The 23,791-nt window shown below is 64.5% G+C and carries 19 protein-coding genes and 1 tRNA gene; 16 read left to right on the top strand and 4 right to left on the bottom strand.

Annotated features, from left to right (window positions below; translation table 11 throughout):
* Positions 1-4: 4 nt before the first annotated feature.
* From ruvC to BUA26_RS04775, 14 genes are all read left to right on the top strand, one after another.
* On the top strand, positions 5-526 hold the full coding sequence (gene ruvC / locus BUA26_RS04840) for a crossover junction endodeoxyribonuclease RuvC (RefSeq protein ID WP_072758349.1): 522 nt from the start codon (positions 5-7) through the stop codon (positions 524-526).
* Between the two features lie 61 nt (positions 527-587).
* Entirely contained in the window at positions 588-1,181 is a 594-nt protein-coding gene (gene ruvA / locus BUA26_RS04835; RefSeq protein WP_072760055.1) for a Holliday junction branch migration protein RuvA, read from the top strand.
* Between the two features lie 39 nt (positions 1,182-1,220).
* Positions 1,221-3,119 (top strand): potassium transporter Kup, encoded by a 1,899-nt coding sequence (locus tag BUA26_RS04830; RefSeq protein ID WP_072758347.1) that lies wholly within the window; start codon positions 1,221-1,223, stop codon positions 3,117-3,119.
* A 91-nt stretch (positions 3,120-3,210) separates the two neighbouring features.
* Entirely contained in the window at positions 3,211-4,257 is a 1,047-nt protein-coding gene (gene ruvB / locus BUA26_RS04825; RefSeq protein ID WP_072758345.1) for a Holliday junction branch migration DNA helicase RuvB, read from the top strand.
* The gene (ybgC, locus tag BUA26_RS04820) at positions 4,250-4,672 is read left to right on the top strand and encodes a tol-pal system-associated acyl-CoA thioesterase (RefSeq protein WP_143154177.1); all 423 of its coding nucleotides are present in this window, start codon (positions 4,250-4,252) and stop codon (positions 4,670-4,672) included. The genes ruvB and ybgC overlap by 8 nt, the downstream gene beginning before the upstream one ends.
* A gap of 34 nt (positions 4,673-4,706) precedes the next feature.
* Positions 4,707-5,393, top strand: coding sequence for a protein TolQ (tolQ, locus tag BUA26_RS04815; RefSeq protein ID WP_072758342.1), 687 nt, complete (start codon positions 4,707-4,709; stop codon positions 5,391-5,393).
* Positions 5,394-5,407: 14 nt separating this feature from the next.
* Positions 5,408-5,860 (top strand): protein TolR, encoded by a 453-nt coding sequence (gene tolR / locus BUA26_RS04810; protein WP_072758340.1) that lies wholly within the window; start codon positions 5,408-5,410, stop codon positions 5,858-5,860.
* A complete protein-coding gene (gene tolA, locus BUA26_RS04805; protein ID WP_072758338.1) occupies positions 5,847-6,791 on the top strand; it encodes a cell envelope integrity protein TolA in 945 nt (314 codons plus the stop codon). The genes tolR and tolA overlap by 14 nt, the downstream gene beginning before the upstream one ends.
* Positions 6,788-8,116: a Tol-Pal system beta propeller repeat protein TolB gene (gene tolB, locus BUA26_RS04800; protein WP_178368535.1), complete on the top strand. Its 1,329-nt coding sequence runs from the start codon at positions 6,788-6,790 to the stop codon at positions 8,114-8,116. Before tolA ends, tolB begins: the two co-directional genes overlap by 4 nt.
* A gap of 250 nt (positions 8,117-8,366) precedes the next feature.
* On the top strand, positions 8,367-8,873 hold the full coding sequence (gene pal, locus BUA26_RS04795) for a peptidoglycan-associated lipoprotein Pal (RefSeq protein ID WP_072758336.1): 507 nt from the start codon (positions 8,367-8,369) through the stop codon (positions 8,871-8,873).
* Positions 8,873-9,763, top strand: coding sequence for a tol-pal system protein YbgF (ybgF, locus tag BUA26_RS04790; RefSeq protein WP_178368534.1), 891 nt, complete (start codon positions 8,873-8,875; stop codon positions 9,761-9,763). Before pal ends, ybgF begins: the two co-directional genes overlap by 1 nt.
* Before the next feature lie 7 nt (positions 9,764-9,770).
* The gene (gene queE / locus BUA26_RS04785) at positions 9,771-10,463 is read left to right on the top strand and encodes a 7-carboxy-7-deazaguanine synthase QueE (protein WP_072758334.1); all 693 of its coding nucleotides are present in this window, start codon (positions 9,771-9,773) and stop codon (positions 10,461-10,463) included.
* A gap of 157 nt (positions 10,464-10,620) precedes the next feature.
* A complete protein-coding gene (gene queC / locus BUA26_RS04780; RefSeq protein WP_072760049.1) occupies positions 10,621-11,307 on the top strand; it encodes a 7-cyano-7-deazaguanine synthase QueC in 687 nt (228 codons plus the stop codon).
* A 65-nt stretch (positions 11,308-11,372) separates the two neighbouring features.
* A tRNA-Lys gene (locus BUA26_RS04775) sits at positions 11,373-11,448 on the top strand.
* 226 nt (positions 11,449-11,674) lie between these two features.
* On the opposite strand, the gene BUA26_RS04770 is transcribed toward BUA26_RS04775, so the two are convergent.
* The 4 genes from BUA26_RS04770 to BUA26_RS04755 all read right to left on the bottom strand — a co-directional run bounded on the left by BUA26_RS04770 (position 11,675) and on the right by BUA26_RS04755 (position 22,520).
* Positions 11,675-16,990, bottom strand: a complete 5,316-nt coding sequence (locus BUA26_RS04770) for a two-partner secretion domain-containing protein (RefSeq protein ID WP_072758332.1) — start codon at positions 16,988-16,990, stop codon at positions 11,675-11,677.
* 55 nt (positions 16,991-17,045) lie between these two features.
* Complete coding sequence (locus BUA26_RS04765; RefSeq protein ID WP_072758330.1) at positions 17,046-18,740, bottom strand: ShlB/FhaC/HecB family hemolysin secretion/activation protein; 1,695 nt, start codon at positions 18,738-18,740, stop codon at positions 17,046-17,048.
* Positions 18,737-20,869 carry a CHAT domain-containing protein gene (locus BUA26_RS04760; protein WP_218587777.1) on the bottom strand — a complete coding sequence of 711 codons (2,133 nt, stop codon included), beginning with the start codon at positions 20,867-20,869 and terminating at the stop codon, positions 18,737-18,739. The genes BUA26_RS04765 and BUA26_RS04760 overlap by 4 nt, the downstream gene beginning before the upstream one ends.
* Positions 20,870-21,029: 160 nt before the next feature.
* Complete coding sequence (locus BUA26_RS04755) at positions 21,030-22,520, bottom strand: sensor histidine kinase (RefSeq protein WP_178368533.1); 1,491 nt, start codon at positions 22,518-22,520, stop codon at positions 21,030-21,032.
* A gap of 293 nt (positions 22,521-22,813) precedes the next feature.
* Between BUA26_RS04755 and BUA26_RS20525 the strand changes: the two genes are divergently transcribed.
* Both BUA26_RS20525 and BUA26_RS04745 read left to right on the top strand, forming a co-directional pair.
* A complete protein-coding gene (locus BUA26_RS20525; protein WP_218587776.1) occupies positions 22,814-23,392 on the top strand; it encodes an OmpA family protein in 579 nt (192 codons plus the stop codon).
* Between the two features lie 9 nt (positions 23,393-23,401).
* Positions 23,402-23,791, top strand: coding sequence for a DUF4280 domain-containing protein (locus tag BUA26_RS04745; protein WP_072758327.1), 390 nt, complete (start codon positions 23,402-23,404; stop codon positions 23,789-23,791).

Below are 23,791 nucleotides of genomic sequence, written 5' to 3'. Positions count from 1 at the left end.
CGAGATGACCCGAATTCTAGGCATCGACCCGGGCAGTCAGCGCACCGGCGTGGGCATCATCGACGTCGACGATGCCGGCAAGCTCACCCATGTCTTTCACGCTGCGCTGGTGGTGGCTGGCGAGGCCACGTTTCCACTGCGCCTGAAACGCATTTTTGATGAACTGTGTGACATCATCGCCGCGCATCAGCCGGCCGAGTGCGGTATCGAGCGCGTGTTCATGGCGCGCAACCCGGACTCGGCGCTGAAGCTTGGCCAGGCACGTGGTGCCGCGATTTGCGCGGTGGTCAGCCGGGGAATTGCGGTGCACGAATATGCAGCAACCGAAGTGAAGCAGTCCGTGGTCGGCAGCGGCCGCAGCGACAAGACCCAGGTACAGCACATGATCGGCGTACTGCTCGGACTGAAGGGTCCGTTGCAAGCCGATGCTGCCGATGCGCTGGCGATCGCGGTCACCCATGCACACACTCGCGCCAGCCTGGCCCGCGTCGGCATTCCGCGCACGGCCTGGAAGCGCCGCCGATGAAGCCGGTAATGACGCCGTCGCTGATGAAGGCGACGACGAAACAAGCATGGAGACGCTGCCGATGATCGGACGTCTGCGTGGCATCCTGATCTCCAAGCAGCCGCCCTCGCTGCTGGTCGAGGTCGCCGGCGTCGGTTACGAAGTCGAAGCGCCGATGTCGACGATCTACGACCTGCCCGGCGTCGGCAAGGAAGTGATCCTGCTCACCCATCATGCGGTGAAGGAAGACGGCGTGACGCTGTACGGTTTCCTGCATGAGAGCGAACGCGCGCTGTTCCGCAACCTGCTCAAGGTCAGCGGGATCGGCGGCAAGATTGCGCTGGCGGTGCTGTCCGGTGTCGCCACCGACCACTTCGCGCGGCTGGTGCACGCGGGCGACGTGGCTGCGTTGACCAAGATTCCCGGCATTGGCAAGAAGACCGCCGAGCGCATCGTGGTGGAACTGCGTGATCGTCTCGACGGCGTGTCCAGTCTGCCGGGCGCAACCGTCCGAAACGGTGCTCCGCTGGACGCGGCTGGCGAGGCCACCGTGGCGCTGCAGCAGCTCGGCTACAAACCGGTCGAAGTCACCCGGCTGGTTCAGAAGGTTGCCGCCGAAGGCGACAACGCCGAAGCCATCATTCGCAAGGCGCTGCGCGCCGCGCTGGCAGGTTGATGACAACCCTGCCGGACATTCTGTAATGGAGTTGATCCCGTGAGTCACGACAACCTGCATACCGATCCGTCGCTGGACTCGAAAAAACGCCTCACCGCACTTGCGCTCGGCGCGATCGGCGTGGTTTACGGCGACATCGGCACCAGCCCGCTGTACACGCTGCAGACAGTGCTCGGCGAGCGCGGCATCACGCCGGACCCGGTGAATGTGCTGGGCGGACTGAGCCTGATCTTCTGGGCGCTGATCATTGTGGTGTCGATCAAGTACGTGCTGTTCATCATGCGTGCCGACAACAAGGGCGAAGGCGGCATCATGGCGCTGATGGCACTGGCGCAGCGCAGTGTGCGGGACATTCCGCGGCTCCGCTGGGTCATCGCGGTGCTGGCGATCTTCGGTGCGGCGCTGTTCTATGGCGATGGCGTGATCACGCCGGCGATCTCGGTGCTCTCCGCGGTGGAGGGTCTGGAAATCGCCGCGCCGGGGCTGGAACATTGGGTGGTGCCGATCACCATCGTGGTGATCCTCGGCTTGTTCTGGCTGCAGAAGCACGGCACCGACAAGATCGGCGTGGTGTTCGGTCCGGTGTGCGTGGTGTGGTTCCTGAGCATCGCGGCGCTGGGTGTCAACGGCATCGTGCACCACCCGCAGGTGCTCTGGGCGCTCAGCCCGACTTATGGCGTGGAGTTCTTCCTGCACAATCATGCGCGAGGGTTCTTCGCGCTCGGCGCGGTAGTGCTGGCAGTGACCGGTACCGAGGCGCTGTATGCGGACATGGGGCATTTCGGCCGCCGGCCGATTCGTCTCGCCTGGGCTTTCTTCGTGCTGCCGGCGCTGTTGCTGAACTACTTCGGCCAGGGCGCGCTGGTGCTGGAGAATCCCAAAGCGGCGGCGAATCCATTCTATCTGCTGGTGCCGCAACCCTTGCTCTATCCGATGATAGTGCTCGCCTGCGCAGCGACGGTAATCGCCTCGCAGGCGGTGATCTCCGGCGCGTTCTCGATGACGCGCGAAGCGATGCAGCTCGGTTATGTGCCGCGCATGCGCATCGTGCATACCTCGCGTGAGATGTCCGGGCAGATTTTCGTGCCGTGGATCAACCGCATGCTGCTGGTGCTGATCGTCGGCGCGGTGATCGGGTTCCGCTCATCGGCGAATCTGGCCGCGGCGTACGGAATTGCAGTGACCGGCACGATGGTGATCACCACGATGCTTGCGTTGATCGTCGCGCGCTATCAGTGGAAATGGAATCTGCTGCAGGTGGTCGGCCTCGGCCTGCTGTTCCTCACCGTCGACGTGGCGTTCTTCAGCGCCAACCTGATCAAGGTCGAGCACGGCGGTTGGTTCCCGCTGGCGATGGGTCTGGGCGTATTCATCATGATGACCACCTGGCGACGCGGCCGCGAGCTGGTGGTGCGCGAGATCAAGCAGGGCGGCCTCGCGCTGGCGCCGTTCATCGAGAACATCGTCCAGCATCCGCCACTGCGCGTGCCGGGCACGGCGGTATTCCTCACCGGCAACGTGCAGGCGGTGCCGCATGCTCTGCTGCACAACCTCAAGCACAACAAGGTGCTGCACCAGCGCAATGTGATGCTGACGGTAGCGATACTGGAAACGCCGCTCGCCGAAGAGTATGAACGCATCGAGATCACGCCGATGCACGGTGAGTTCTACGGCCTCGAGCTGCGCTTCGGATTCGCCGAAGACCCGAACATTCCGCAGGCTCTGACACGTTGCGCCCGCGCGAACCTGCCATTCGACATGATGGACACTACGTTCTTTCTGTCGCGCGAAACCATCGTCGCCACCGATCGCCCTGGCATGGCGTTGTGGCGCGACAAGCTGTTCGTTTTCATGGCGCGCAATGCCTTGCCCGCCACGGCGTTCTTCCACATTCCCGGCAACCGGCTGATCGAGCTGGGCGCGCAGGTCGAAATCTAGGAGTGAGTGGGGAGGCGTGAGAAACGAGTAAAAACCGTATCTCGCTCACTTCTCACTCCTCTCCGCCCGTTTCTGCCGCCATAATGGCGACATGACCGAACACCGCATCATCACCGCTGCCGCCCAGCTCGACGACGACGCGCTGGAGGCCACCATCCGGCCGAAGCGGTTGGCCGAATACCTGGGCCAGCAGGCGGTGCGCGAGCAGCTGTCGATCTACATCGAGGCGGCCAGGAAGCGTGGCGGTGCGCTCGATCACGTGCTGATCTTCGGGCCGCCCGGACTGGGCAAGACCACGTTGAGCCATGTCGTCGCGAACGAGCTGGGCGTCAACCTGCGCTCCACCTCCGGCCCGGTGCTCGAGCGTGCCGGCGATCTGGCCGCGCTGCTGACCAATCTCGAAGCGAACGACGTGCTGTTCGTCGACGAGATCCATCGGCTGTCGCCGGTGGTCGAGGAAGTGCTGTATCCGGCGATGGAGGACTTCCAGATCGACATCATGATCGGCGAGGGTCCGGCCGCACGCTCGATCAAGCTGGATCTGCCCCCGTTCACCCTGATCGGCGCGACCACCCGCGCCGGCATGCTCACCGCACCGTTGCGCGACCGCTTCGGCATCGTGCAGCGGCTGGAGTTCTATACCGCCGATGAGCTTGCCGCGATCGTGCGACGCGCGGCCCGCATCCTCGGTATCGTCTGCGCGCCGGAAGGGGCGCAGGAAATTGCCCGCCGTTCGCGGGGCACGCCGCGCATCGCCAACCGCCTGCTGCGCCGGGTGCGCGATTATGCCGAGGTGCGCGCCGGCGGCGAGATCACGCTGGCGGTGGCGCAGGCCGCGCTGGACATGCTGAAGATCGACCCGGAAGGTTTCGACGAGCTGGACCGGCGCCTGCTCGGTCTGATCGTCGAGAACTTCGACGGCGGTCCGGTCGGGGTGGAATCGCTGGCCGCGGCGCTGAGCGAGGATCGCGGCACGCTGGAGGACGTGGTCGAGCCGTACCTGATACAGCAGGGTTACCTGATCCGCACCGCCCGCGGACGCATGATCAGTGCCAAGGGCTGGCGCTACCTGGGGCTGACGCCGCCGCGGCAGGTGCAGCCGGCCGACCTGTTCAATGCCGAGGCGGGCGATGTCTGAGTCGCCCTTCAGCTGGCCGGTGCGGGTGTACTGGGAGGATACCGACGCCGGCGGCGTGGTCTATCACGCCGGCTACCTGCGTTTCATGGAGCGCGCCCGCAGCGAGTGGATGCGCGCGCTGGGCGTCGACCAGATGGCATTCAAAGAGGCCACCGGGCTGGCCTTCATGGTGCGCGACATGCAGATCGACTTCCTCAAGGCCGCCCTGCTGGATGATGAACTGTCGGTAACGGTTGAAGTCAAAGAACGGCGCGCAGCCAGTATCCTGTTCACCCAGACGATCACGAAGACGGACGGCAGCTGCCTGATTCGCGCGCAAGTGCGGGTGGCCTGCGTGGATCTGCAGCGCATGCGTCCGGCACCGATTCCTGCGGATCTGATTCCAGCTGGTCTGATTCCCGAACCCGCACCCTAGACAACCAAGCCAACTGGCGGAGAACCTTCAAGCAATGAACGGTGGACTGAACATTTTTTCGCTGATCGCGGACTCGAGTCTGCCAGTGCAACTGGTGCTGCTGGTGCTGCTGGTGTTCTCGTTCCTGTCCTGGGTGATCATCATCCGCAAGTACACGCAGACCAAAGCGGCGATGGAAGATGCCGAGGCATTCGAGGAGCGCTTCTGGTCCGGCGGCGACCTGGCCCAGCTGTTCCGCGAGGTCAGCGGCCGCGGTGCCGACAACGGCGGTATCGAGAACATCTTCGAATCCGGCTTCCGCGAATTCGCCCGCCAGCGCCAGCGCAAGACGCATGACGTGCGCAGCGTGATGGAGAGTTCCGAGCGCGCGATGCAGGTAACTGGCACGCGCGAAATCGGCCTGCTCGAGCGCAACCTGGAGTTTCTCGCCAACGTCGGCTCGATCAGCCCGTATGTCGGCCTGTTCGGCACCGTGTGGGGCATCATGGGCGCGTTCCAGGGCCTGGGCGAGATGAAGGACGTCACCATCGCGGTGGTCGCGCCGCATATCTCTGAGGCCCTCATCGCGACCGCGATGGGCTTGTTCGCGGCGATCCCGGCGCAGTGGGCATACAACCGCTACGCCACCAAGGTCGAGCGGATCGCCTCGCGCTACGACGTGTTCCAGGAAGAGTTCTCCTCCGTGCTGCAGCGGCAGATCCAGACCGACGACGTAGCCTGAGCGGAGCAGCAGCCATGCGAACCTCCGGGCGCCAGCGGCGCTACAAGCTCAAATCCGAAATCAACGTGGTGCCGTACATCGACGTGATGCTGGTGCTGCTGATCATCTTCATGGTCACCACGCCGATGATGAATTCCAGCGTCGACGTGCAGTTGCCGCAGGCCAACGCCAAGTCGCTGCAGCAGAAGAAGGACCCGGTGCTCGTCTCGGTGCTGCAGGACGGCCAGCTCTACCTGACCCTGAGCGGGGCCAAGAAGGAGCTGGTCGACGAGAACACGCTCAAGCTCAAGGTGGGCGCGTTCGTGCGCCAGAACCCCGAAGTCAGCGTGCTGGTCGGTGGCGACGAACGCGGTGCCTACGGCGGCGTGTTCAAGGTGCTGGCCGACCTGCAGCAGGCCGGTGTCGCCAAGGTGGGTTTGATGGGTCAGCCTGAGCAAGGCAAGAGCACGTCCGATGGACGAAAGTAAGGCGACGCCGAAGGCGGTCGTACTTTCCGCCGTCCTGCACATCGGCATCGTGGGGTTTCTGTTCCTCGCGATCCTGCCGTGTTCAAGCTACGAAAGCGCCTTCGAGGCGCTGCACCTGCCTGCGTGGATGAACCCGATCACCTGCTCGAAGCCGCTGGAGCTGAAGGGACAGATCATCGAAGCGACCCTGATCGGCCCCACCGGCAGCCCGCCACCGAAGGCGGTGAAGGCCAAGCCGGTCCCCGATACCGTGCCGCCACCGCCGACGGTGCCGCCGCCCACGCCGCCGCAAACCGAACCGCCGGTGATCAAGACACTGCCGCCGCCCCCCGAGCATGTCGACGTGGTGGATCAGGAAAAGATAGTCGAGGATGCCGCGCTGAAAGCCGAGGACGCCAAGAAGCTGCAGGAAGAAAAAGATCGCCAACGGCAATCCGAAATCGATGCGCAGGCGGCCAAGAAGAAAGAGGAAGAGAAGAAAAAGATCGACAAGCTGTTCGCCCAGATGGACGCGGCCTCGGCTCAGACCAAGCAGCTGGACAACAAGGCCAAACAGGCCAAGCAGCAGATGGAAGACCTGAAGAACGCGCAGGATGACGGCCAGCCCGATCTGCCCGCGGCGGCGCAGCGCCAGACCGGCAACAACAGCCAGAACAGCAGTTTGGCCGACGAATATGCCGCCGCCATTCAGAATGCGGTCACGCCGAACTGGCTGCGGCCGGATAACATACCCGCGGTTCCGTGCCAGGTTCACATCGTCCAATCACCCGGTGGTGACGTGATGAGTGCCACCGTCGATTCCAGCTGCCCCTACGATGATGCCGGCCGGCGCTCGGTCGAAAACGCGGTGCTGCGAACGAAAACCCTGCCATACAAGGGTTTTGAAAGCGTGTTCCAGCGCAACCTTACCTTCACCTTCAGGCCGCAATGATCAAGCCCATGCGCAAACTCAGCTCAAGCTTCGCCGTCGTCCTGCTGGCCGTGGCGGCGTTGTTCGCCGGCCCCGCCGCTGCCCAATCGTTGAACGTCGACATCGTCGGCGGCGTCAAGACCGCCACTCCGATCGTGGTGGTGCCGTTCGCCCAGGCGGGCGGGGCGCCGCTGTCGACCGACGTCGCCGACGTGATCCGCAACGACTTCAACCGTTCCGGCAAATTCCGCTCGCTGGCCAAGAGCGACATCGTTGAATTCCCGGCCAAGGGTGCGGACATCAAGTTCGCGACCTGGCGGCTGCTCAAGCAGGACTACATCACCGTTGGCCGCATCAGTGACGCCGGCGGCGGCATGCTGCGGATCGAGTACGAGCTGTGGGACGTCAACAAGCAGCAGAGCCTGTTGGCGCAGGCCTTCACCGTGCCGGCCGGTGACCTGCGCGGTGTGGCGCACCAGATTGCGGATCAGATCTACGAAAAGATCACCGGTGTGCGCGGCGCGTTCTGGACGCGGATTGCCTACATCACCGCCGTGGGCCTGGGTAACAACACGACGTATTCCCTGCTGGTAGCCGATTCGGATGGCTTCAACCCGCAGGTGGTGGCCCGCTCCAAGGAGTCGTTGCTGTCGCCATCGTGGTCGCCGGATGGCAAGAAGATCGCCTACGTCTCGTTCGAGAGCGGCAATTCGAACATCTACGTGCAGGACATCACCACCGGCTCGCGCCAGCTGGTGGAGTCGCATGCCAAGGGCATCAACGGTGCGCCGGCGTGGTCGCCGGATGGCAGCAAGCTGGCCGTGGCGCTGTCCTATGTGGGCAATCTGGAGCTGTATGTGCTCGACATTGCCAGCCGCCAGGAAACCCGGCTGACCAACAGCTTGTCGATCGATACCGAGCCGGTCTGGGCGCCGGACGGCCAGAGTCTGTACTTCACTTCCGACCGTTCCGGCCGGCCGCAGATCTACCAGATTGGAGCCAGCGGCGGCAGCGCCCAGCGGATCACCTTCCAGGGCCAGAGCAACTACAATGCCTCGGTGAGCTACGACGGCAAGCAGATCGCGATGGTGCAGGCCAACGGGAACGTGTATCGTATAGTCGTCATGGATCGCAGTCTGGGTGACCAGGTGCGACCCCTCTCGCCGGGTCCGATTGACGAATCCCCGAGTTTTGCACCAAATGCCAGCATGCTGCTGTACGCCGCTACCGAAGGACGTCGCGGCGTACTGTATGCCGCCTCGGCCGATGGTCTGGTTCGCCAGCGCCTGGTACTTACCGATGGCGATGTGCGCGAACCGGCTTGGGGTCCGTACCGGCAACGTTGATTTTCCACGCTGCTGCACGCAAGTGCGGCAGCGCGATGCCCAGGGACTGGGCCCGAACAGCGCCTTTCCGGCGCGTTTCGGTTTCCGGCGGTGACGCTTTGCTGCGCCATCGCCAGTCAGGCCGATTGTGCAATATCTCGCACAGTCGGTCTTTCAAGTGTCAAAATAACAGCCGGTTAACCGGCGTGAGCTGCCCCGTAACCTCAATCGTCATTGTTCGTCGGAACTCAACTCGTTAAGGAACGTCACCATGAATAAGACCGTTCGCGTCGCCCTGGTTGCCCTGCTCTGCGTAGGCGCGGCCGCTTGCTCCAAGAAGGCTGAAGTCAAGCCGCAGCCCCCCATGGAGCAGAACACCCAGACCCAGGCTCCGGCCTCGGATGGCAAGTACACCCCTGCCGATCTCGATACCGATGCCTGCCTGCGTCAGCGCGTCGTGTACTTCGATTTCGACAAGACCGAAATCAAGCCGGAATTCCAGCAGATCATGGCGTGCCACGCCAAGTACCTGCAGGATCGTCCGATGTCGCACATCCGTCTCGAAGGCAACACCGACGAGCGCGGCACGCGCGAGTACAACCTGGGCCTCGGCGAGCGTCGTGCCAATGCCGTCTCCAGCGCGCTGCAGGCTGCCGGTGGTTCGGCCAGCCAGCTCGAAGTGATCAGCTACGGCAAAGAGAAGCCGGTGTGCCGTGAGCACAACGAGGATTGCTGGGGCAAGAACCGTCGCGTCGAGATCGTCTACACGGCGCAGTAATGATGAAGCGACTGGCTAACAGCTTTGCAGCCAGGATCAGCATGGCGGGCGCTGTCGCGTCCGCCATGCTGTTCGCGTTCCCGGCATTCGCGCAGGACTCGCGGCTGAGCCTCGCCGATCGCGTCGCGCGGCTGGAACAGCAGGCACAGAACAAGGACCAATCCGGTATCGGCGCGGTCAACCAGATGCAGCAATTGCAGGCACAGGTGCAGCAGTTGCAGGGTCAACTCGAGGAATTGCAGCATCAGCTGCAGACGGTCGAGGACAAGAACAAAGCCCAGTACGGCGACCTCGATGCCCGTATGGGACGTATCGAAGGTGCAGGCGCTGGTGCGGCCGCAGGCAACCGTCCGCAGGGTCAGGCCGGTGCCCAGGTCAACAGTCCGGCTGGTCCGGCTGTCGCTAATCCGACTCCCGCGGCAGGCGCAGGCGCCGCCGCAGCTCCCGCAGCAGGCAACGCGGCCGCTGCCGGTAATGGTCAGCCCGCGGCGGCTGGCGGCACCGCCGATCCGGCCGGTGCCCAGGCTGCCTACGACGTAGCCTTCAAGGCGATTCGCGCGGGCAATTACGTGGAGGCCTCGCGCGAATTCCGCAGTTTCCTCCAGCAATACCCGAATCATGCGCTGGCGCCCAATGCCTGGTACTGGCTGGGCGAGTCCTACTACGCCACCACCAACTATCAGGTTGCGCAGGAGTCGTTCCAGCGGCTGCTCAGCCAGTTTCCGCAGAGCGACAAGGCGTCCGATGCGCTGCTCAAGGTGGGCTACAGCCAGCTCGAGCTCAAGCAGGTGGATGCGGCCAAGGCCACGCTGAAGAAAGTGACCACCCAGTATCCGGGTTCCAAGGCAGCCAGCCTGGCCCAGGAACGCCTGCAGCGCCTGCAGCAGTAGTACGGCAATGAGCGACAACGACGCATCCATGGCGTCCACCACGCCGGTTGCGGTTGTTGCCGAGCGCTTGCGGATCACCGAGATCTTCCACTCGATCCAGGGCGAGGCCGATGCGATCGGCTGGCGCACGGTGTTCGTGCGGCTCACCGGTTGCCCGTTGCGTTGCGTGTGGTGCGATACCGAGTATTCGTTCTACGGCGGCGGCTGGCATGCGATCGACGACATTCTGGCCGAGGTGGCTTCGCATGGCGTGAAACACGTCTGCGTGACCGGTGGCGAGCCGCTGGCGCAGAAGCGCTGTCTGATCCTGCTGCGGAAACTGTGCGACGCCGGCTACGAGGTGTCGCTGGAGACCTCCGGTGCGCTGGATGTCTCCGCGGTCGATCCGCGGGTGCGCAAGGTGATGGACTTGAAGGCGCCCGATTCGGGCGAAAGCAAGCGCAACCTGTGGTCGAATCTCGAACACCTGCTGCCGCACGACCAGATCAAGATCGTGATCGCCAGCCGCGCCGACTACGAATGGGCGCGCGCGATGCTGGTCGAACACGCGCTGGCGGATCGCTGCATGGTGCTGTTCTCGCCGGTGCACGGCGCAGTGGAGCCGCGCGAGCTGGCCGAATGGATCATCGCCGACAAGCTGCCGGTGCGTTTTCAGATGCAGCTGCACAAGCTGCTGTGGAATGACGCGGCCGGGCATTGATGGCGAGAAACGAGTGGAGAGGAGTGGAAGATGAGTGAATGCGGCAAGGCCGACTCGTTTTTCACTCCTCTCCACTCACTCCTGTTTCATGCGCTTCGGCCTGTGTTGCCGGTGGCGTTTGCGGCCGGTGACCGGTCACTCTGAAGTGGAATACATCATGTCTCAAGACACATTGCGCAAAGCCGTCGTGCTGGTTTCCGGCGGCATGGACTCGGCTGTCACCATCGCGCTGGCTCGCGAGCAGGGCTATCAGGTACATGCGTTGAGTGTGGCCTATGGTCAACGTCATAACTCGGAGCTGGCCGCCTCCGACCGCGTGTCGAAAATGCTGGGGGCGGTCGAGCACAAGACGGTCAGCATCGACCTGCGCAGCATCGGCGGCTCCGCGCTCACCGCCGACATCGACGTGCCGCTGGATACCGTGGACAGCGGCGACATCCCGGTGACCTATGTGCCGGCGCGCAACACGATCATGTTGTCGATCGCGCTGGGCTGGGCCGAGGTGCTTGGTTCCAGCGATATCTGGTGCGGCGTCAATGCGGTCGACTACTCGGGTTATCCGGACTGCCGGCCCGCCTTCATCGAGGCATTCGAGGTACTGGCGAACGTGGCCACAAAGGCAGGTGTCGAAGGCGCCGGCATCCGTATCCACGCACCGCTGATGCGCATGGGCAAGGCGGATATTGCGCGCGAGGGTCAGCGCCTCGGCGTGGACTTCTCCGCTACGGTGAGCTGCTACAAGGCGGACGACGAAGGCCGCGCCTGCGGTCATTGCGATGCGTGTCGATTGCGCGCGCAGGGGTTTCGCGAAGCGGGTCTGCCGGATCCCACGCGGTATGCCTGAGCGCAGGATTGCTTGTGCCGTTGCCGCCCAGCCCGTAAAATTGTCCGCTTGAGTTTTTCAATGATGGGTCGTTAGCTCAGTTGGTAGAGCAGTAGACTTTTAATCTATTGGTCCCGGGTTCGAATCCCGGACGACCCACCAGTTTTTCAGAGCGCCCATGGGGCGCTCTTTTTTTGCTTCGAGAGCCAGGGACGTCCTCTCCGGGTAGTAGTACATAGTGCGCGTGAATTGCTCCGTTTCAGCAGATGCGTGTTCCGCTCGACTGGCAATAACGACAAACGTCACCGGTGATTGCCATGGTTCGTCGCGCGGGGTGACGGGAGAGCCGAAGTGGGCATTGAAGTATCAGCGCATACGGCGCAGGCGCTCAGAAATCGCCGCAGCTGTTTTTCTGTTTGGTCGAGACGCAGTTGGCCAGGTTGGGACGCGAACGCACGCGGGACCACTCGCGTGCCAGCGTGTCGCCATCCTGGTCGCGGCTGCTGGAGGTGAGATCGGTGGCCGGACACAGTCCGACCATGCCGAAGTTGCGGTCGTAGACATAGGTCACCGGCGTGTCGCGAATCACGTCGAGCGTGTAGGTACCCAGCGGCGGCATGATAGTCAAGGCGGTCGCATTGCCGTTGGCCTGCACAAACACGTAGTTGGTCGCGCCCAAGCCGTTGCCAAAGATGCCGTAAACGCCGATTGGCGAGTTGATGTCGGCCGGACTCTGGAAACCGAGCGTGCCAGTCGTGGCGCTGGTCAGCGTGTCACCGTTGCGGAAGCCGTTGACGCTGCCGCTGAACGTACCGTTCGGGGTGCCGACAAGACGCTGCTGCGGGTTGGCGACATACGTCAGTGTGGCCGGAGTGACAGCCAGTGCGCCGTTGGCGATATTCAGTACGTAACCCGCCGGCGAGGTGAAGTTGCCGTTGATGGCGTAGCTGCCGACGTTGCTGGCCTGGGTTGCGATCGTGGCGGGACTCCCGCTGATCGCATTGACCGCCTGATCTCCAAGGATCAAACCGCTGGTCACATAGGTCAGCGCCGGGTTGGGCAGGCCGTATTCGCGGCTGAGGTTGTCGATCGCGATGGTAGCCACCGGCTGCGCGATGTAGATGAACTGATTCGCGGTGTTCAGTGGCGTCACTGTGCAAGTGGCGCTGAAGGCGCAGCCGTACAGGTTGGGCAGTGTGCCCGCGCCGGCCAGGCCGCCACGGTTCTCGCCGACCCAGGTGGATGCCCACACATGCCAGTAACTGCCGGTGGCAATCGATGCGCCGGTGTTGTTGAGGAACAGGCCGGTGGGGCCGTCAGCGACCAGATTCACGGTGTTGCCGCTGACGTTGGCGTTGAGGATCATGTTGCCGGTGAGCGCGCGTACCAGCACGTTGTTGCCGCTGACGCCGGCTCCGGCCAGCACGGTAGGCGTGTTGCCGGCGGCGCCGAAACCGGTGGCGGTAACGTTGCCGATACCGACAGTGCCGGCGTTGACGAAAGTGAAGTCGCCGCTCGCCGAGCCGGCCAGCGTGGCCGACGAGACGTTGTTGCCGGCGTTGCCGAGGTTCACCAGGCCAGCGCCGGATTGCGCGAGCAGGGATGCCGCGGTGACCGGCGCGGTCTGGGTGATGTCGCCCGCACTGATCAGCGCCAGCGTATTCGTGCCGACGTCGAGTGCGCCGTTGACGCCAATGCCGCCGCCGGCACCGCTGTCGAGCGTGAGATTGTGGGTGTAGGTAATCGGTGCGGAAACGGTGGTTGTACCGGCCTGCATGTCGCTGCCAAGCACCAGGTCATGCGCGGCGATGTTGCCGATTTCAGGCGCGCTCAAGGCGAATCCAGTCGAACCACCCAGGGTGATCGCATCGTTCGGGTTTTCAGTCAGTGCGCCATTGGCATCGACCCCGCCCGGGCGCAGGTCGATCGTGCCGGTGCTGGCCAGCGTGCCATCCACCACCAGTGCATCGGTGGAGCCATCGTTGTGCGCGCGTACCACCATGCTGCCGCTGCCACTGTCGATGGTCGGCGGCGCTCCTTGTGTGCCGACCAGACTGACGCCGGCTCCACTGCCGGCCGACATGCCGCTCAGGTAGATATCCCCGCTGACGCTGCTCACCGTGGTCAGGCTGTCGAGCACCAGTCCGTCGTTGGATACGGCGGTGTTGCCGTTGCTGCCGTTCACCGCGCCGTAGCCGCGCAGGTCGATCGTCCCGGTCGTGCTTTGCAGCGTGTAATTGACGGTCGACAAGCCATCGAGGCTGCCGAACTGGAACCCGCTGGTGCTGCCGATGCCGGTAATCGCGAGGCTGCCGCTGGTGGTCGTGATCTGACTTGCACTGCCCAAGGTGCTGGCGGTCAGGGAAACGCCGCTGCCGCCGCCTATGCCCACGCCAAAGATGTCGATATTGCCGGTAGAGCTGTGCAGGTCGGTCTGTCCCAGGGACACTCCTGTACCTCCGCCATAATATCCGGCACTGCCGCGCAGGCTGATCGCGCCACCCGGGTTTGCGTCGTTGCCTGCGACGCGTGTATCGAGCGTGCTCTGAGACAAGGAAATGCCGGTGATGAAGGATTGGGCGAAGCCATTCACCGGATCGTTCTGCCCGAACATGGCGATACTGCCGCCGTTGGTCAGCAGATTCGCGCCGTTGAACGAAATGTTGCCGTTGTTGGTGTTGACGCTGCCGGCATTGCTGTCGAACACCAGATTCAACGCACCGGCCGTGGACTGGATGGTGAACGGGTTGTTGCCGGAGATGTTCGTGTTGGCGTCGAGGCGGAAGGTCAACGGCACGGTGCCCACGGTGCGCAGGATGTCCACGCCGCTGTTGATGGTGATGCTGCCGTTGGTCGTGCTGCCGCTGGTGCCGGTGGTGATGGTGACACTGGTGCCGCCATTCAGGGCCGCGTTGATGTCGCCATCCTGGATGGTGCTGTTGGCGAGCGGAACGAAAGGATTGCTGGTCAGCGAACCGGAGGCGCTGCCGTTCGTGATGACGACGTCGTAGGGGTCGATGATCCATTGCCCGGCGTTGCCGTTCGACGCGCCGGCATCCACGCGAAAGCCGTTGAGGCTGATGCCGCCGGCGCTCGAGGTATCGACGCTGCCGCCGTTGCCGCTGGCGCTGCCGCCGTGTGCGCTGGCACTGCCGTAGGCGTACAGGCCCTGGCTGCCGAACAGGCGGACGCTGCCGCCGTTGCCGTTCGCAAGTGCATTCGCCGAAGCCGTGCTGCCGGCATCCATCGCCAGCACGCCGGCGGCATTGACACTCAGCGCGCCGCCACCGTTGCCATCGGCGTCGAGATGCGAACCGCCGGTGAGCTGGATGTTGTTGCCATCGAGTGTGATCGGGCCGCCGATACCAGCCGTTGCCGAAGCATCGAGCGTGGTATCGACATACAGGTCGCTGCCGGCCAACCCGTGCACGGCGAGCGTTCCGCCATGGCTGACGAGCCCGCCGGGCGTGGCGCGCACGAGGTCTCCGCTGCTGCTTGCCTTGATGCCATATACCGGTGTCGGCGTACTGAGGCCGGTGGCGGGATCGACGTTCGCGCCGGCCGAGCCGGCCTGACCGGAAATCGTGATGCTCTGGCCGGTGCCGGCATTCAAGCTGGCGCCCAGGATGTCCACGCCATCGCTCGATGCGATCGACTGCGTGGCGCCGGCCGTGCTGCGCATGGCGCCCGTACCTTGCACGTCGATGGATCCACCGGTGCCGATCGGCACGGAGCCGAGCAGCACGCCACTGGCGGTGTCGTAGTACGCCGCGCTTCCCGCCGTGGCCTCGTCGCCGGCGCGGCCGGTGATGCCGATCGTGCCGCTGGCCGACTGGATGACGCCAGCGCTGATCAGCTGGCCGGTGTCGGAGTTGATGTCGTTGCCGAACCACACGCCACTGGCGACGATGCCGCCGATGCCGTCGAGGGTGATCGCTCCGCTGCCGCTGCGCAGCGTGCTGCCAAGCGCCAGGATGCCCATGCCACCGATCTTCGGCGTGATGGAGGGATTGTCGATGCCCTGCCCACGCAGACTGATGCTGCCGCTACCGCCGCAGCTTGCTCCGGCGTAAGCGCAGGCATCCAGCGTGCTGTCGTTGAGGTTGAAGCCGTCGGGAGCAACGACAGTGAAGACCGCGCTGCCGCCGATGACGTAGTTCACGCTACCGGTGGCGCGACCGTTGACGGCGTCGCTCTGCCCGTAAAAACGGATAGCGCCGCCGTTGCTGGCGATGTTCGCACCGTCCAGCTCGATGTGGCCACCGCTCTGAAAAAGGGTAGGGTTGTTGGGTATCGGTGCCGGCTGTCCGTGGCTGTCGGCATTGAGGTCGATGCCGAGCGCGCCGCTGCTGGCGGTGATCGCCGTACCGGTTCCCATCACGATATCGCGGTTGGCATTGATGGTGAGCTGGGCATCGACGCCGGCGTTCTTGACGATTTGCGCCGGCGCATCGGTGATCTGTTGCGGGGTGTATGGAAAGGTGATGCCATCGAGCATCGATACCGCACCGCCGAGATATCCGCTGCCGCTTGTCTGGCCCAGACCGTTCAGCGTGACGTTGGTGCCGTTGCCGAGTGCGCCACCCAAGGCGCTGTCGAGCAGATGGGAAGCGGAGGCATGCAGGTTGTTGCCCAGATCCGTGGTGATCTGTCCGGCACTGGCGATCACGATGTCGCTGACGGAGTTGATCGTAAGGTTGCCATTCGCGCCGCCGCTGCCGCCGCCGGCGTTGAATGCGGCGCCGGTGTTCGCCAGCAGGCGATTGGCACTGGCCGTGATGGTGCCGCCGGCGACGCCGGCATCGCCGGCGGCGGCATCGTTGCTGCCGGTGATGTCGAGTTCGTTGGCGCCGGCGTCCAGCACGATCTGGCCGCCGCGGTTCTGCAGCGATCGCGCGCGCACGATGCCGGACTGATTCACCACGCCGCTGATGTTGCCAAGATCCGCGCGCAGCACCACCTGGCCGCCATCGGCCTGCAGGGTTCCGCTGTTGACGATAGTGGCGACCCCGCCGTGGTTGCTGCTGGGGGCGAGGATGAGATTGGTCAGGCCATCGCCGCCGATGTCCAGCGTGATCGCATGGCCCCAGCCCAGCGCCACGGTGCCTCCAGGCGCGTTGATGGTGCCGCTGTTCGAAATGCTTCCCCCGCTGAGGAGCGCGATGGTGCCTCCGGCCGCGGTTGCAAGGCTGCCGAGGTTGCTGATCGTGGCGTTGCCGTCACCGGCAAATACGAAGTGCCCGCTGTCGACGCCGGCATTGAAATCCGCGTCGCTGATGCTCAGCGTGGAAGCCACCAGGCCACCCACGTTGACCTGCGCGTTGCTGCCGAACAGCACGCCGGCGGTATTGACGACGAACACGCGGCCGTTGGCGCTGAGCATGCCGTCGATCTGCGACATGCCGGCGCCGGTAACGCGATTGAGCGTGACGCTGTCCACGCCCGGCTGCCGGAAGTCGACGTGATAGCCATTGGCGATGTTGAAGCCGTTCCACTCGATGATCGCGCCCTTGCTGTGCTGGCCGATCGTCATGGTCTGGCCGACAGTGCTGGGCAGATCGACGCTGCCGGATTTCAGCGTGAAGCCATCGGGCAGGTTCTGCGCGAACGCCGCCGGCGCCAGCAGCAGGGCCAATGCGGCAGCGAGCGGTCGATGCAACAGACGCAGCGGACGGCGCGGGCAGGTAATGGGTTGCGCGTTCATGTCGAGTCTCCGTGGCGGCAGCCATGCCGTGCAGGTCGTGGCAGCGACCCGTGCATCAGAAAAATTTCTGGATCTGGAAGAACACCCGCGGCCGCTTGTCGCCGTCACTGGTGACGGCGGGACGCGACGTGCGCCAGGCCACCGTCAGGTCCAGCGAGAAATTGCCCGGTCGCGCCCAGTTCACGCCCAGGCCGGGGCCGCGCAGATTGCGGATGACACGACCACCTGGCGATTCGTGCGAACGGTTGACCCAGCCGCGGGACGCGTCGTAAAACGCATACGGGGTGACGTCCTGGCTCAGCGAATAGCGGTATTCAAAGTGGGCGATGAAACCCCGATCCACCAGCACTTCGCCCTGCGGGTAGGCGCGTACGGCATCGTGGCCGCCCAGTGAGAGTTTTTCCGACGCATCCAGGTTGCCGTTGCTCAGCTGCCCGCCGATGCCGAGGAACAGCGTCTGTTTCGGCGCCAGCGCCTGCAGTCGGGAAAACTGGAAGGTGAGTTTGGTGAAGCCGCCCTCGGTGTGGTTGCCGTAAATACTCTGGTCGTAGGCGCGCGCATTCGGATCGCGGATGTGCAGGTCACCCTGATACAGCACGCCATTGCTGCTGAAGTAGCCGCCGCCGCCGAAGTTGTCGCGCCGCTCCCAGGCCCAGCCGATGCCCACACCTTGCACGCGCTTGTGCGAGGTGTAGTCCACGGCGCGAAGTTCGTCGGTGAGCAGCTTGCGATCTACCGATAGGCGAAGGAACAGGTTCTGGTCGCGCTGGCGCAGCACCGGGAAAGTCAGCGACGCGTCGGCGATGCGCGAGGTGCCCAGCGCGTCGAGCGGTTCGAATGCACCGCCGAGGCTGTAGTGCACGCGGGCAATGCCGGCGCCGGCACGAACGCCGTTGTAACCGAGTGGCGCCTCGTACGACAGCCGTCCGAAGGTGGTGCCGCCACGCTCCGAAACCAGCCCGCGCGCATCTAGGTTGTCGCCGATGCCGAACGGGCTGTTCCAGCGCAGCGAGCCTCCCGCGCGCAAGATGCCGGATTCGCGTGTGCCGAAGTTGTCGACGCCCAGCGAGGCGGTGATCGGCGCGGCGCGGCCGACCTTCACCACGAGGTCGGTGGTGCCGGCCTCGGCTCCGGAGGACAGCGAGGACTGCGCCTTGATGCCGGGCAGGTCGGACAGCAGCAGCATGGTGCGCTCGTAGACTTTGCCGCTGAGCGGCTGGCCCGGCATCAGCGGCGCCAGCATCGCGCGGATGCGTGCTTCCGTGATCGGCGCGGCGGGATCGACCTCGACTTTCATCTGGCCGAGGCGGCCTTCGATCACGCTGATCTCGACCGCGCCGTCTTTCACTTCCTGCACCGGTACCACCGCGGTGGCGAAGATGTAGCCGGCCTTGTGATAGAGCGCGGTGACCTGTTGCGCCAGTTTGTTCAGATCGTCCAGCGTCACCGGCTTGCCGATGTGCTCCGCCGCCAGCGCATCGAGCTGCGCTGCGGGAAACACGCTGGCCCCGGTGAACACTACCCGGCGCAATACAAAGCTGGATTGCGGCGCGGTCACCGGCGGCGGGGCGGGTGTGTTCTGCGGCTGCGGCAGCGGCGCCGCCTGCTGGTCTGCCGGAATCTGCGGAGTGGCCTGCGACTGCAGGCCCTGGCTGGTCGACTGGGCAAATGCGGGCAGGGCAATCAGCCCTAGCGCGATCGCCAGCGGAAGACGTCGCGGCTGCGCCGCGATCCTTGCGAGGCATGTCATGGTTTGGCTCCAGCGGTGAGGCGCCAGTCGCCGATCACATTGAACGGCGCCCAGAAGAACGGGTGATCCATGCCCTTGCTGCGCAGTACGGCCAGTTGCGCATGCTGCATGGCCACCTGCACATCGGTGCCCTTGGCCAGTTCGCCGTAGAGAGTGGACATCAGCAATTTCGTGGCATCGTCCGAGACCGGCCACAGCGACACGATCAGGCTGGATGCGCCGGCGGCGAGGAAAGAGCGGGTGAAGCCGAGCACCTCGTCGCCATTGGCCACGCGGCCGAGTCCGGATTCGCACGCCGACAATGTCACCAGCGACACCTTGTCGAGGTTGAGGCCGAGCACCTCGTGCGCCTCGAGAAAATTGACCTTGCCGTTCTCCGACGCGAGCAGGATGCGCGAGTAGAGGGGGTCGATCGTGTCGGCCTGCGCATGCGCGGCCACGTGGATTAGCGAAGTCTTGTCGGCGCTGGCCATGAAGCGAGTCTTGGTGGCGTCGCCATGCAGAAACAGCTGGCTGCCGGGAAAGGCCGCGGCCAGCACTTTCACTTCGGCCTCCGAGCCGGGCAAGGCATATTGCGGGGCCACGTCCGGGTTGCCGAAGGCGGTGAGCGTGCCTTGCACCGCGCTGCCGCGCTGGATCAGTTGCATGGCAATGCTGACCGAGGGAGTCACCGACACCGGATGCGACTCGACCAGATAGTGGCCGTCCACGCGCAGCGTCTGGAACGGCAGGTAATGCAACGGGCCGCTCGGCACCACAATCAGCCGCACATCCGCTGGCAGGTTCAGCGGCTTGATCAGCAGTTCGCCAAGCTGATCGGCTCCGCCCACCGCGCTGCGCCGGCCATCGATGATCGACTGGCGGAACGCATCGACCAGCCGCACCAGATCCTTGCGCGGAATCGGGTAGCTCTGCTCGTGGATGCCATCGCCGCCGACCACCCACACCAGCAGCCGCTCAGGCAGGGTGTGAAACTCGATCACGCGTTCGTCGGCGTGCAGTTGCTTCTGCAGTTCCGCGACCGGAATGGTCGAGGCGACCCCCGGCTGAACCTTTGCGCGGTCGCGTACATCGTCCAGCAGCGCACGTGCACGGCTGCGCTCGGACAGGTCGAAGGCCTGCGCACTGTCGCCCATCTGCGAGTACAGATCGATCGCCTGCTCGAACACGGTCTGCACGTCGGAGAACAGGCCCATCTTGAATTCTTCGCTGTGGAACTGCGCACGCACCTGGTCGAGCCCGTCCAGTGCCTGCTTCCATGTGGCGGCGCCCTGCGCCTTGTCGCCCAGCGCCAACTGGCTGCGCGCGATGCCGTCCTCGGCCCAGAAACGCTGGTAGCCGGCATCGCTGCCGGCGGCGGAAGTCTGCAGCTCGCGATACAACGCCAGCGCATCGTTGGGTTTGTTTTCCGCCAGCAACAGTTTCGCCTCGGTGCGCTTGAGCTGGATGGCGAGCGTGGGATCGGCCGTCATGGTCTTCATCGCATCGAGTTGCTTGCGCGCACCGGCAACGTCGCCCTGGCCGATCAGCGCATTGGCCAGCGACAGCTGCACCAGCGGACGGTAGTGATCGGAGCTGCTCGCCATGGCGAGCTGGTATTCGGCCACGGCCGCGTTGTAGTCGCCCTGTCGCGCGGCGGCGTCGCCGAGCACCTTGTGTGCGGGGCCGACGACCTTGGTCGGATCCTTCACCGGATGCGCCAGTGCGGCTTTGGCGAAAGCGGTAGCCTTCTCGAAATCACCGCCGTAGCCGTAGACGATCGCGAGGTCGCGATAGGCGCGCGCCAGCAGTTCGTCGTCTTTGCTTTGTTGCGCGAGATAGAGCGCCTGGCTGGCGGCCCGCACGCTTTGCCGAAGCTCGCCTTTTTCCGCCAGCGCAACGGCCTGGCTGCAGTACTGGTAGCCGTCCATCTTCACGGCGCTGGCGCCATACAGCAGCGCGCCATCGGCGCTCAACGCCAGCGCCGTATCGGCATCGTCCATGCGTGCCTGTGCGTTGCGCGCGGTTGATGTGTCGATGGCGGCAGCGTCGTGGCTGCGCAACGCCGGCAGGTCCTGCGCGGCGGCCGTGCCGGTGATGGCGACGAGAATGGCGGCGGCAAGCCGGACCAACATGATCTGAGCGCGCACGCGGTGTCCCTCCCAGACTGCGAGCCGCGGGCGTGATGCCGACGGTCTTTCGAAGCTCGTGCAGTCTAGGCAGCCAGGCAGCCACGGCCTATTTGCACTAGGGCATAGCCCGTTCGTACGACGCGTGAATTGCGATCTGATGTTCGATCAGATGCGGGGATCAATTGACCGGATGCATCGCCGGCGATGCTTGCCGAGTATCCGTCTGGCCATCACTGTTCTCCATGGATGCCAGCGGCAGCTCGAACCAGAACGTGCTGCCGTGTCCCGGTTCGGAGCACAGCCCGATCTGCGTGCCCAGCAACTTGGCCTGCCGTGCGGCGATGGCCAGGCCGAGTCCATAGCCTTCATGGCGCTCGCCTTCGCCATACAGCTGCACGAACTCTTCGAAAATGCGTTGCTGATGGATCGTCGGGATGCCCGGCCCGCTGTCGCGTACTTCGATGCGTACTCCCGCGGCTCGCCGTCGTGCCGCGATCAACACGCGCCCGGGTGAACCGGTGTGCGCAATGGCGTTGGTGATCAGCTGCTGCAGCAGATCACTGACGAGTTGGACATCGCCATGCACAAGCCAGTGGCCCGGGTGCCACGCCAGGCGCACCCCATGCTGGCGCGCATCCTCCGCCAGCGCTGCGCGACTACGCAGGAACAGACCCGCCACGCTGAATGGAGCAGGCGTTGCAGCGACTACGCCGGCGTCCAGTCGCGAGATATCGAGCAAGGCATCCAGCAGCCGGGTCATCGTGGCCACACTGGCTCGCATCTGTGCCAGCAAGGCGCTTTGCTCGGCGTCGATGCCCGGATGCAGGCTGGCCGCGATCAACTGCAATGCCTGCACCGGCTGGCGGAAGTGGTGGCCGACGAGCGCCATGAACTGCGATTTTCCCCGCTCCGCCGCCTGGCTTTGGCGCAACTGGTCCAGCGCATCGATCGCCGTGGTCTGCTTGATCGATGCCCAGTCGGCACGATGCGTCTCCAGCTGTCGGGCCAGTGCCGCGGTACTCGCATGCAGCCGTGCGAATTCGCCATGGGGTTGAAGTCCATCCGTACTCACTTCTTCGTCGTCGCCGTCGAGCAAGGCGTCGAGCGAACGCTGCAGGTCCCGCAGCGGTATCGACACGCGATAACGCAAGGTCAGTGTCGCCAGCACCACCAGCACTCCGATGCCGAATCCGCTCAACACGCCGTACAGCAGGATCAGGCGCTGCGCGTGCAGGCGCGGTGCGGGATCGACATGAACGGTAAGGATGCGATGCGGTCCCGGGCCGCTGGACAGATTCCGGCGGTAGCGCTCGAACGAAGCATCCGCCGGTGCGCCGCTGGACAGCCGGCGACCGTCGGCTTCCTCCAGATCGACGCGCTGCAACGGCTCGTCACTGCTGCCACGCAAGGCTCCGTCGAGCAGTGCCTGCGTGTTCGCGCCGGCGGCATGTTCCAGTGCGCCGGCAAGTTGTTCGAGCTGCGCGGCAATCTGCAGATGGGCGGTGTCTTCCACAGAGCGCAACCGTTGCACGGTGAGCAGGCCGGTCAATACCAGTGCGGCGAATGCGCAGGGCAATACGCTGTCGGCAAGCAGCCGGCGCAGCAAGCTAGTGGGATGGCGCGGCATGGTCAGCCTTGATCCGCTGCCCTGCGGGGCAAGCGCAGGCATGCCCGGTGTGACGATTGCTGCGGCGAGGGAATGGCGATGAATGTCGGCATCATGGCAGGCTGTCGGGACAAGTCGGTCCGGTGGGGTGAGCGACCTTCCATGGCTGTAGTGATCACACTCTAGATAACTCCGGGCATCGCTTCGATAAGCACTTCGATATAGCAACCTGCGACATAGCAACATGCGGCATAGAGCGAATTGCATATCGAAAAAACGTGGCGTGCTGTACAGACTGGCCGCCATCGAATACCCGTTTTTGCCGCGCTGTCCGGCGCGACGACAGGAGAGTCCCCATGAACGTCATCCGCCCGCTGGCCCGCGTCGCCTTTTCACTGTTGTTTGTGGCCACCTGCGCCGTCGCCCAGGATGCCGGCTCGCCGCCGTCTTCCGACGCGCCGTCGGTGAAGTCGATCGTCGACCAGCTCAAGGTACAGAAGGACGATTCGGTCAACACCGGCGCCACGCGCTCGCTGCGGCTAGGCGGCGCAGCGGCGGCAGGCAAGGTGGCCGATCAGCCCGTCGCGCCACCGCCGGCCTCGATCTCGATGCAGATCCAGTTCGCTTTCAACTCCGACCGCATCGAAGGGTCATCGGCGACGACGATGGATAATCTCGCCGCGGCACTGGGATCGGACGAACTGAAGGGTCGTTCGTTCCAGGTGATCGGGCATACCGACGGTGTCGGTTCGGCTGGCTACAACATGCACCTGTCGCAGATGCGTGCGGCTTCGGTGAAGCGTTACCTCACCGCGCACGGTGTGGCCGCCAGCCGGCTCAGCGCCAGTGGCAAGGGCGCCAGCGAGTTGCTCAACAAGGCCGATCCGACCGCCGGCGAGAATCGTCGCGTCGAGATCGTGGCCAGCGGTGGCTGAGGCTCCGTCATGCCGATCCACGTGGTCAACGGTGCCAGCTTGATGTGCAGCATGGGTGTGGCGCCATCGACCCTGGTGGTGCTGCCGACCAACAAGATGCTGTCGACCAATCAGCCGGCGGCGACGATCATGGATCACATCCCGATGACCAACATCATGCCGTTCGGCATGTGCATGTCACCGGCCAATCCGCAGGTAGCCGCGGCCACCACCGCGGCGATGGGCGTACTGACGCCGATGCCGTGCATCCCCGCCACGTCGTCACCGTGGATTCCGGGCACACCGACGGTGATGCTCGGCAACATCCCCTGCCTGGACAACACCTGCACTTGCATGTGCATGTGGGCGGGCGTGATCACGGTGGCCAGTCCTGGCCAGATGACCGAACAGATTCCCTGA

The organism is Rhodanobacter sp. OK091 (assembly GCF_900142825.1).
Lineage (GTDB): Bacteria > Pseudomonadota > Gammaproteobacteria > Xanthomonadales > Rhodanobacteraceae > Rhodanobacter.
Note: the sequence above shows the minus strand (reverse complement) of the source record. Positions and strands in the feature narration are given on the sequence as shown.

Bases quoted from the DNA above. Each gene is read 5' to 3' on its own strand.
- ruvC (WP_072758349.1), top strand. From the start codon at position 5: ATGACCCGAATTCTAGGCATCGACCCGGGCAGTCAGCGCACCGGCGTG.
- ruvA (WP_072760055.1), top strand. From the start codon at position 588: ATGATCGGACGTCTGCGTGGCATCCTGATCTCCAAGCAGCCGCCCTCG.
- ruvB (WP_072758345.1), top strand. From the start codon at position 3,211: ATGACCGAACACCGCATCATCACCGCTGCCGCCCAGCTCGACGACGAC.
- ybgC (WP_143154177.1), top strand. From the start codon at position 4,250: ATGTCTGAGTCGCCCTTCAGCTGGCCGGTGCGGGTGTACTGGGAGGAT.
- tolQ (WP_072758342.1), top strand. From the start codon at position 4,707: ATGAACGGTGGACTGAACATTTTTTCGCTGATCGCGGACTCGAGTCTG.
- tolR (WP_072758340.1), top strand. From the start codon at position 5,408: ATGCGAACCTCCGGGCGCCAGCGGCGCTACAAGCTCAAATCCGAAATC.
- tolA (WP_072758338.1), top strand. From the start codon at position 5,847: ATGGACGAAAGTAAGGCGACGCCGAAGGCGGTCGTACTTTCCGCCGTC.
- tolB (WP_178368535.1), top strand. From the start codon at position 6,788: ATGATCAAGCCCATGCGCAAACTCAGCTCAAGCTTCGCCGTCGTCCTG.
- pal (WP_072758336.1), top strand. From the start codon at position 8,367: ATGAATAAGACCGTTCGCGTCGCCCTGGTTGCCCTGCTCTGCGTAGGC.
- ybgF (WP_178368534.1), top strand. From the start codon at position 8,873: ATGATGAAGCGACTGGCTAACAGCTTTGCAGCCAGGATCAGCATGGCG.
- queE (WP_072758334.1), top strand. From the start codon at position 9,771: ATGAGCGACAACGACGCATCCATGGCGTCCACCACGCCGGTTGCGGTT.
- queC (WP_072760049.1), top strand. From the start codon at position 10,621: ATGTCTCAAGACACATTGCGCAAAGCCGTCGTGCTGGTTTCCGGCGGC.
- BUA26_RS04770 (WP_072758332.1), bottom strand. From the start codon at position 16,990: ATGAACGCGCAACCCATTACCTGCCCGCGCCGTCCGCTGCGTCTGTTG.
- BUA26_RS04765 (WP_072758330.1), bottom strand. From the start codon at position 18,740: ATGACATGCCTCGCAAGGATCGCGGCGCAGCCGCGACGTCTTCCGCTG.
- BUA26_RS04755 (WP_178368533.1), bottom strand. From the start codon at position 22,520: ATGCCTGCGCTTGCCCCGCAGGGCAGCGGATCAAGGCTGACCATGCCG.
- BUA26_RS20525 (WP_218587776.1), top strand. From the start codon at position 22,814: ATGAACGTCATCCGCCCGCTGGCCCGCGTCGCCTTTTCACTGTTGTTT.
- BUA26_RS04745 (WP_072758327.1), top strand. From the start codon at position 23,402: ATGCCGATCCACGTGGTCAACGGTGCCAGCTTGATGTGCAGCATGGGT.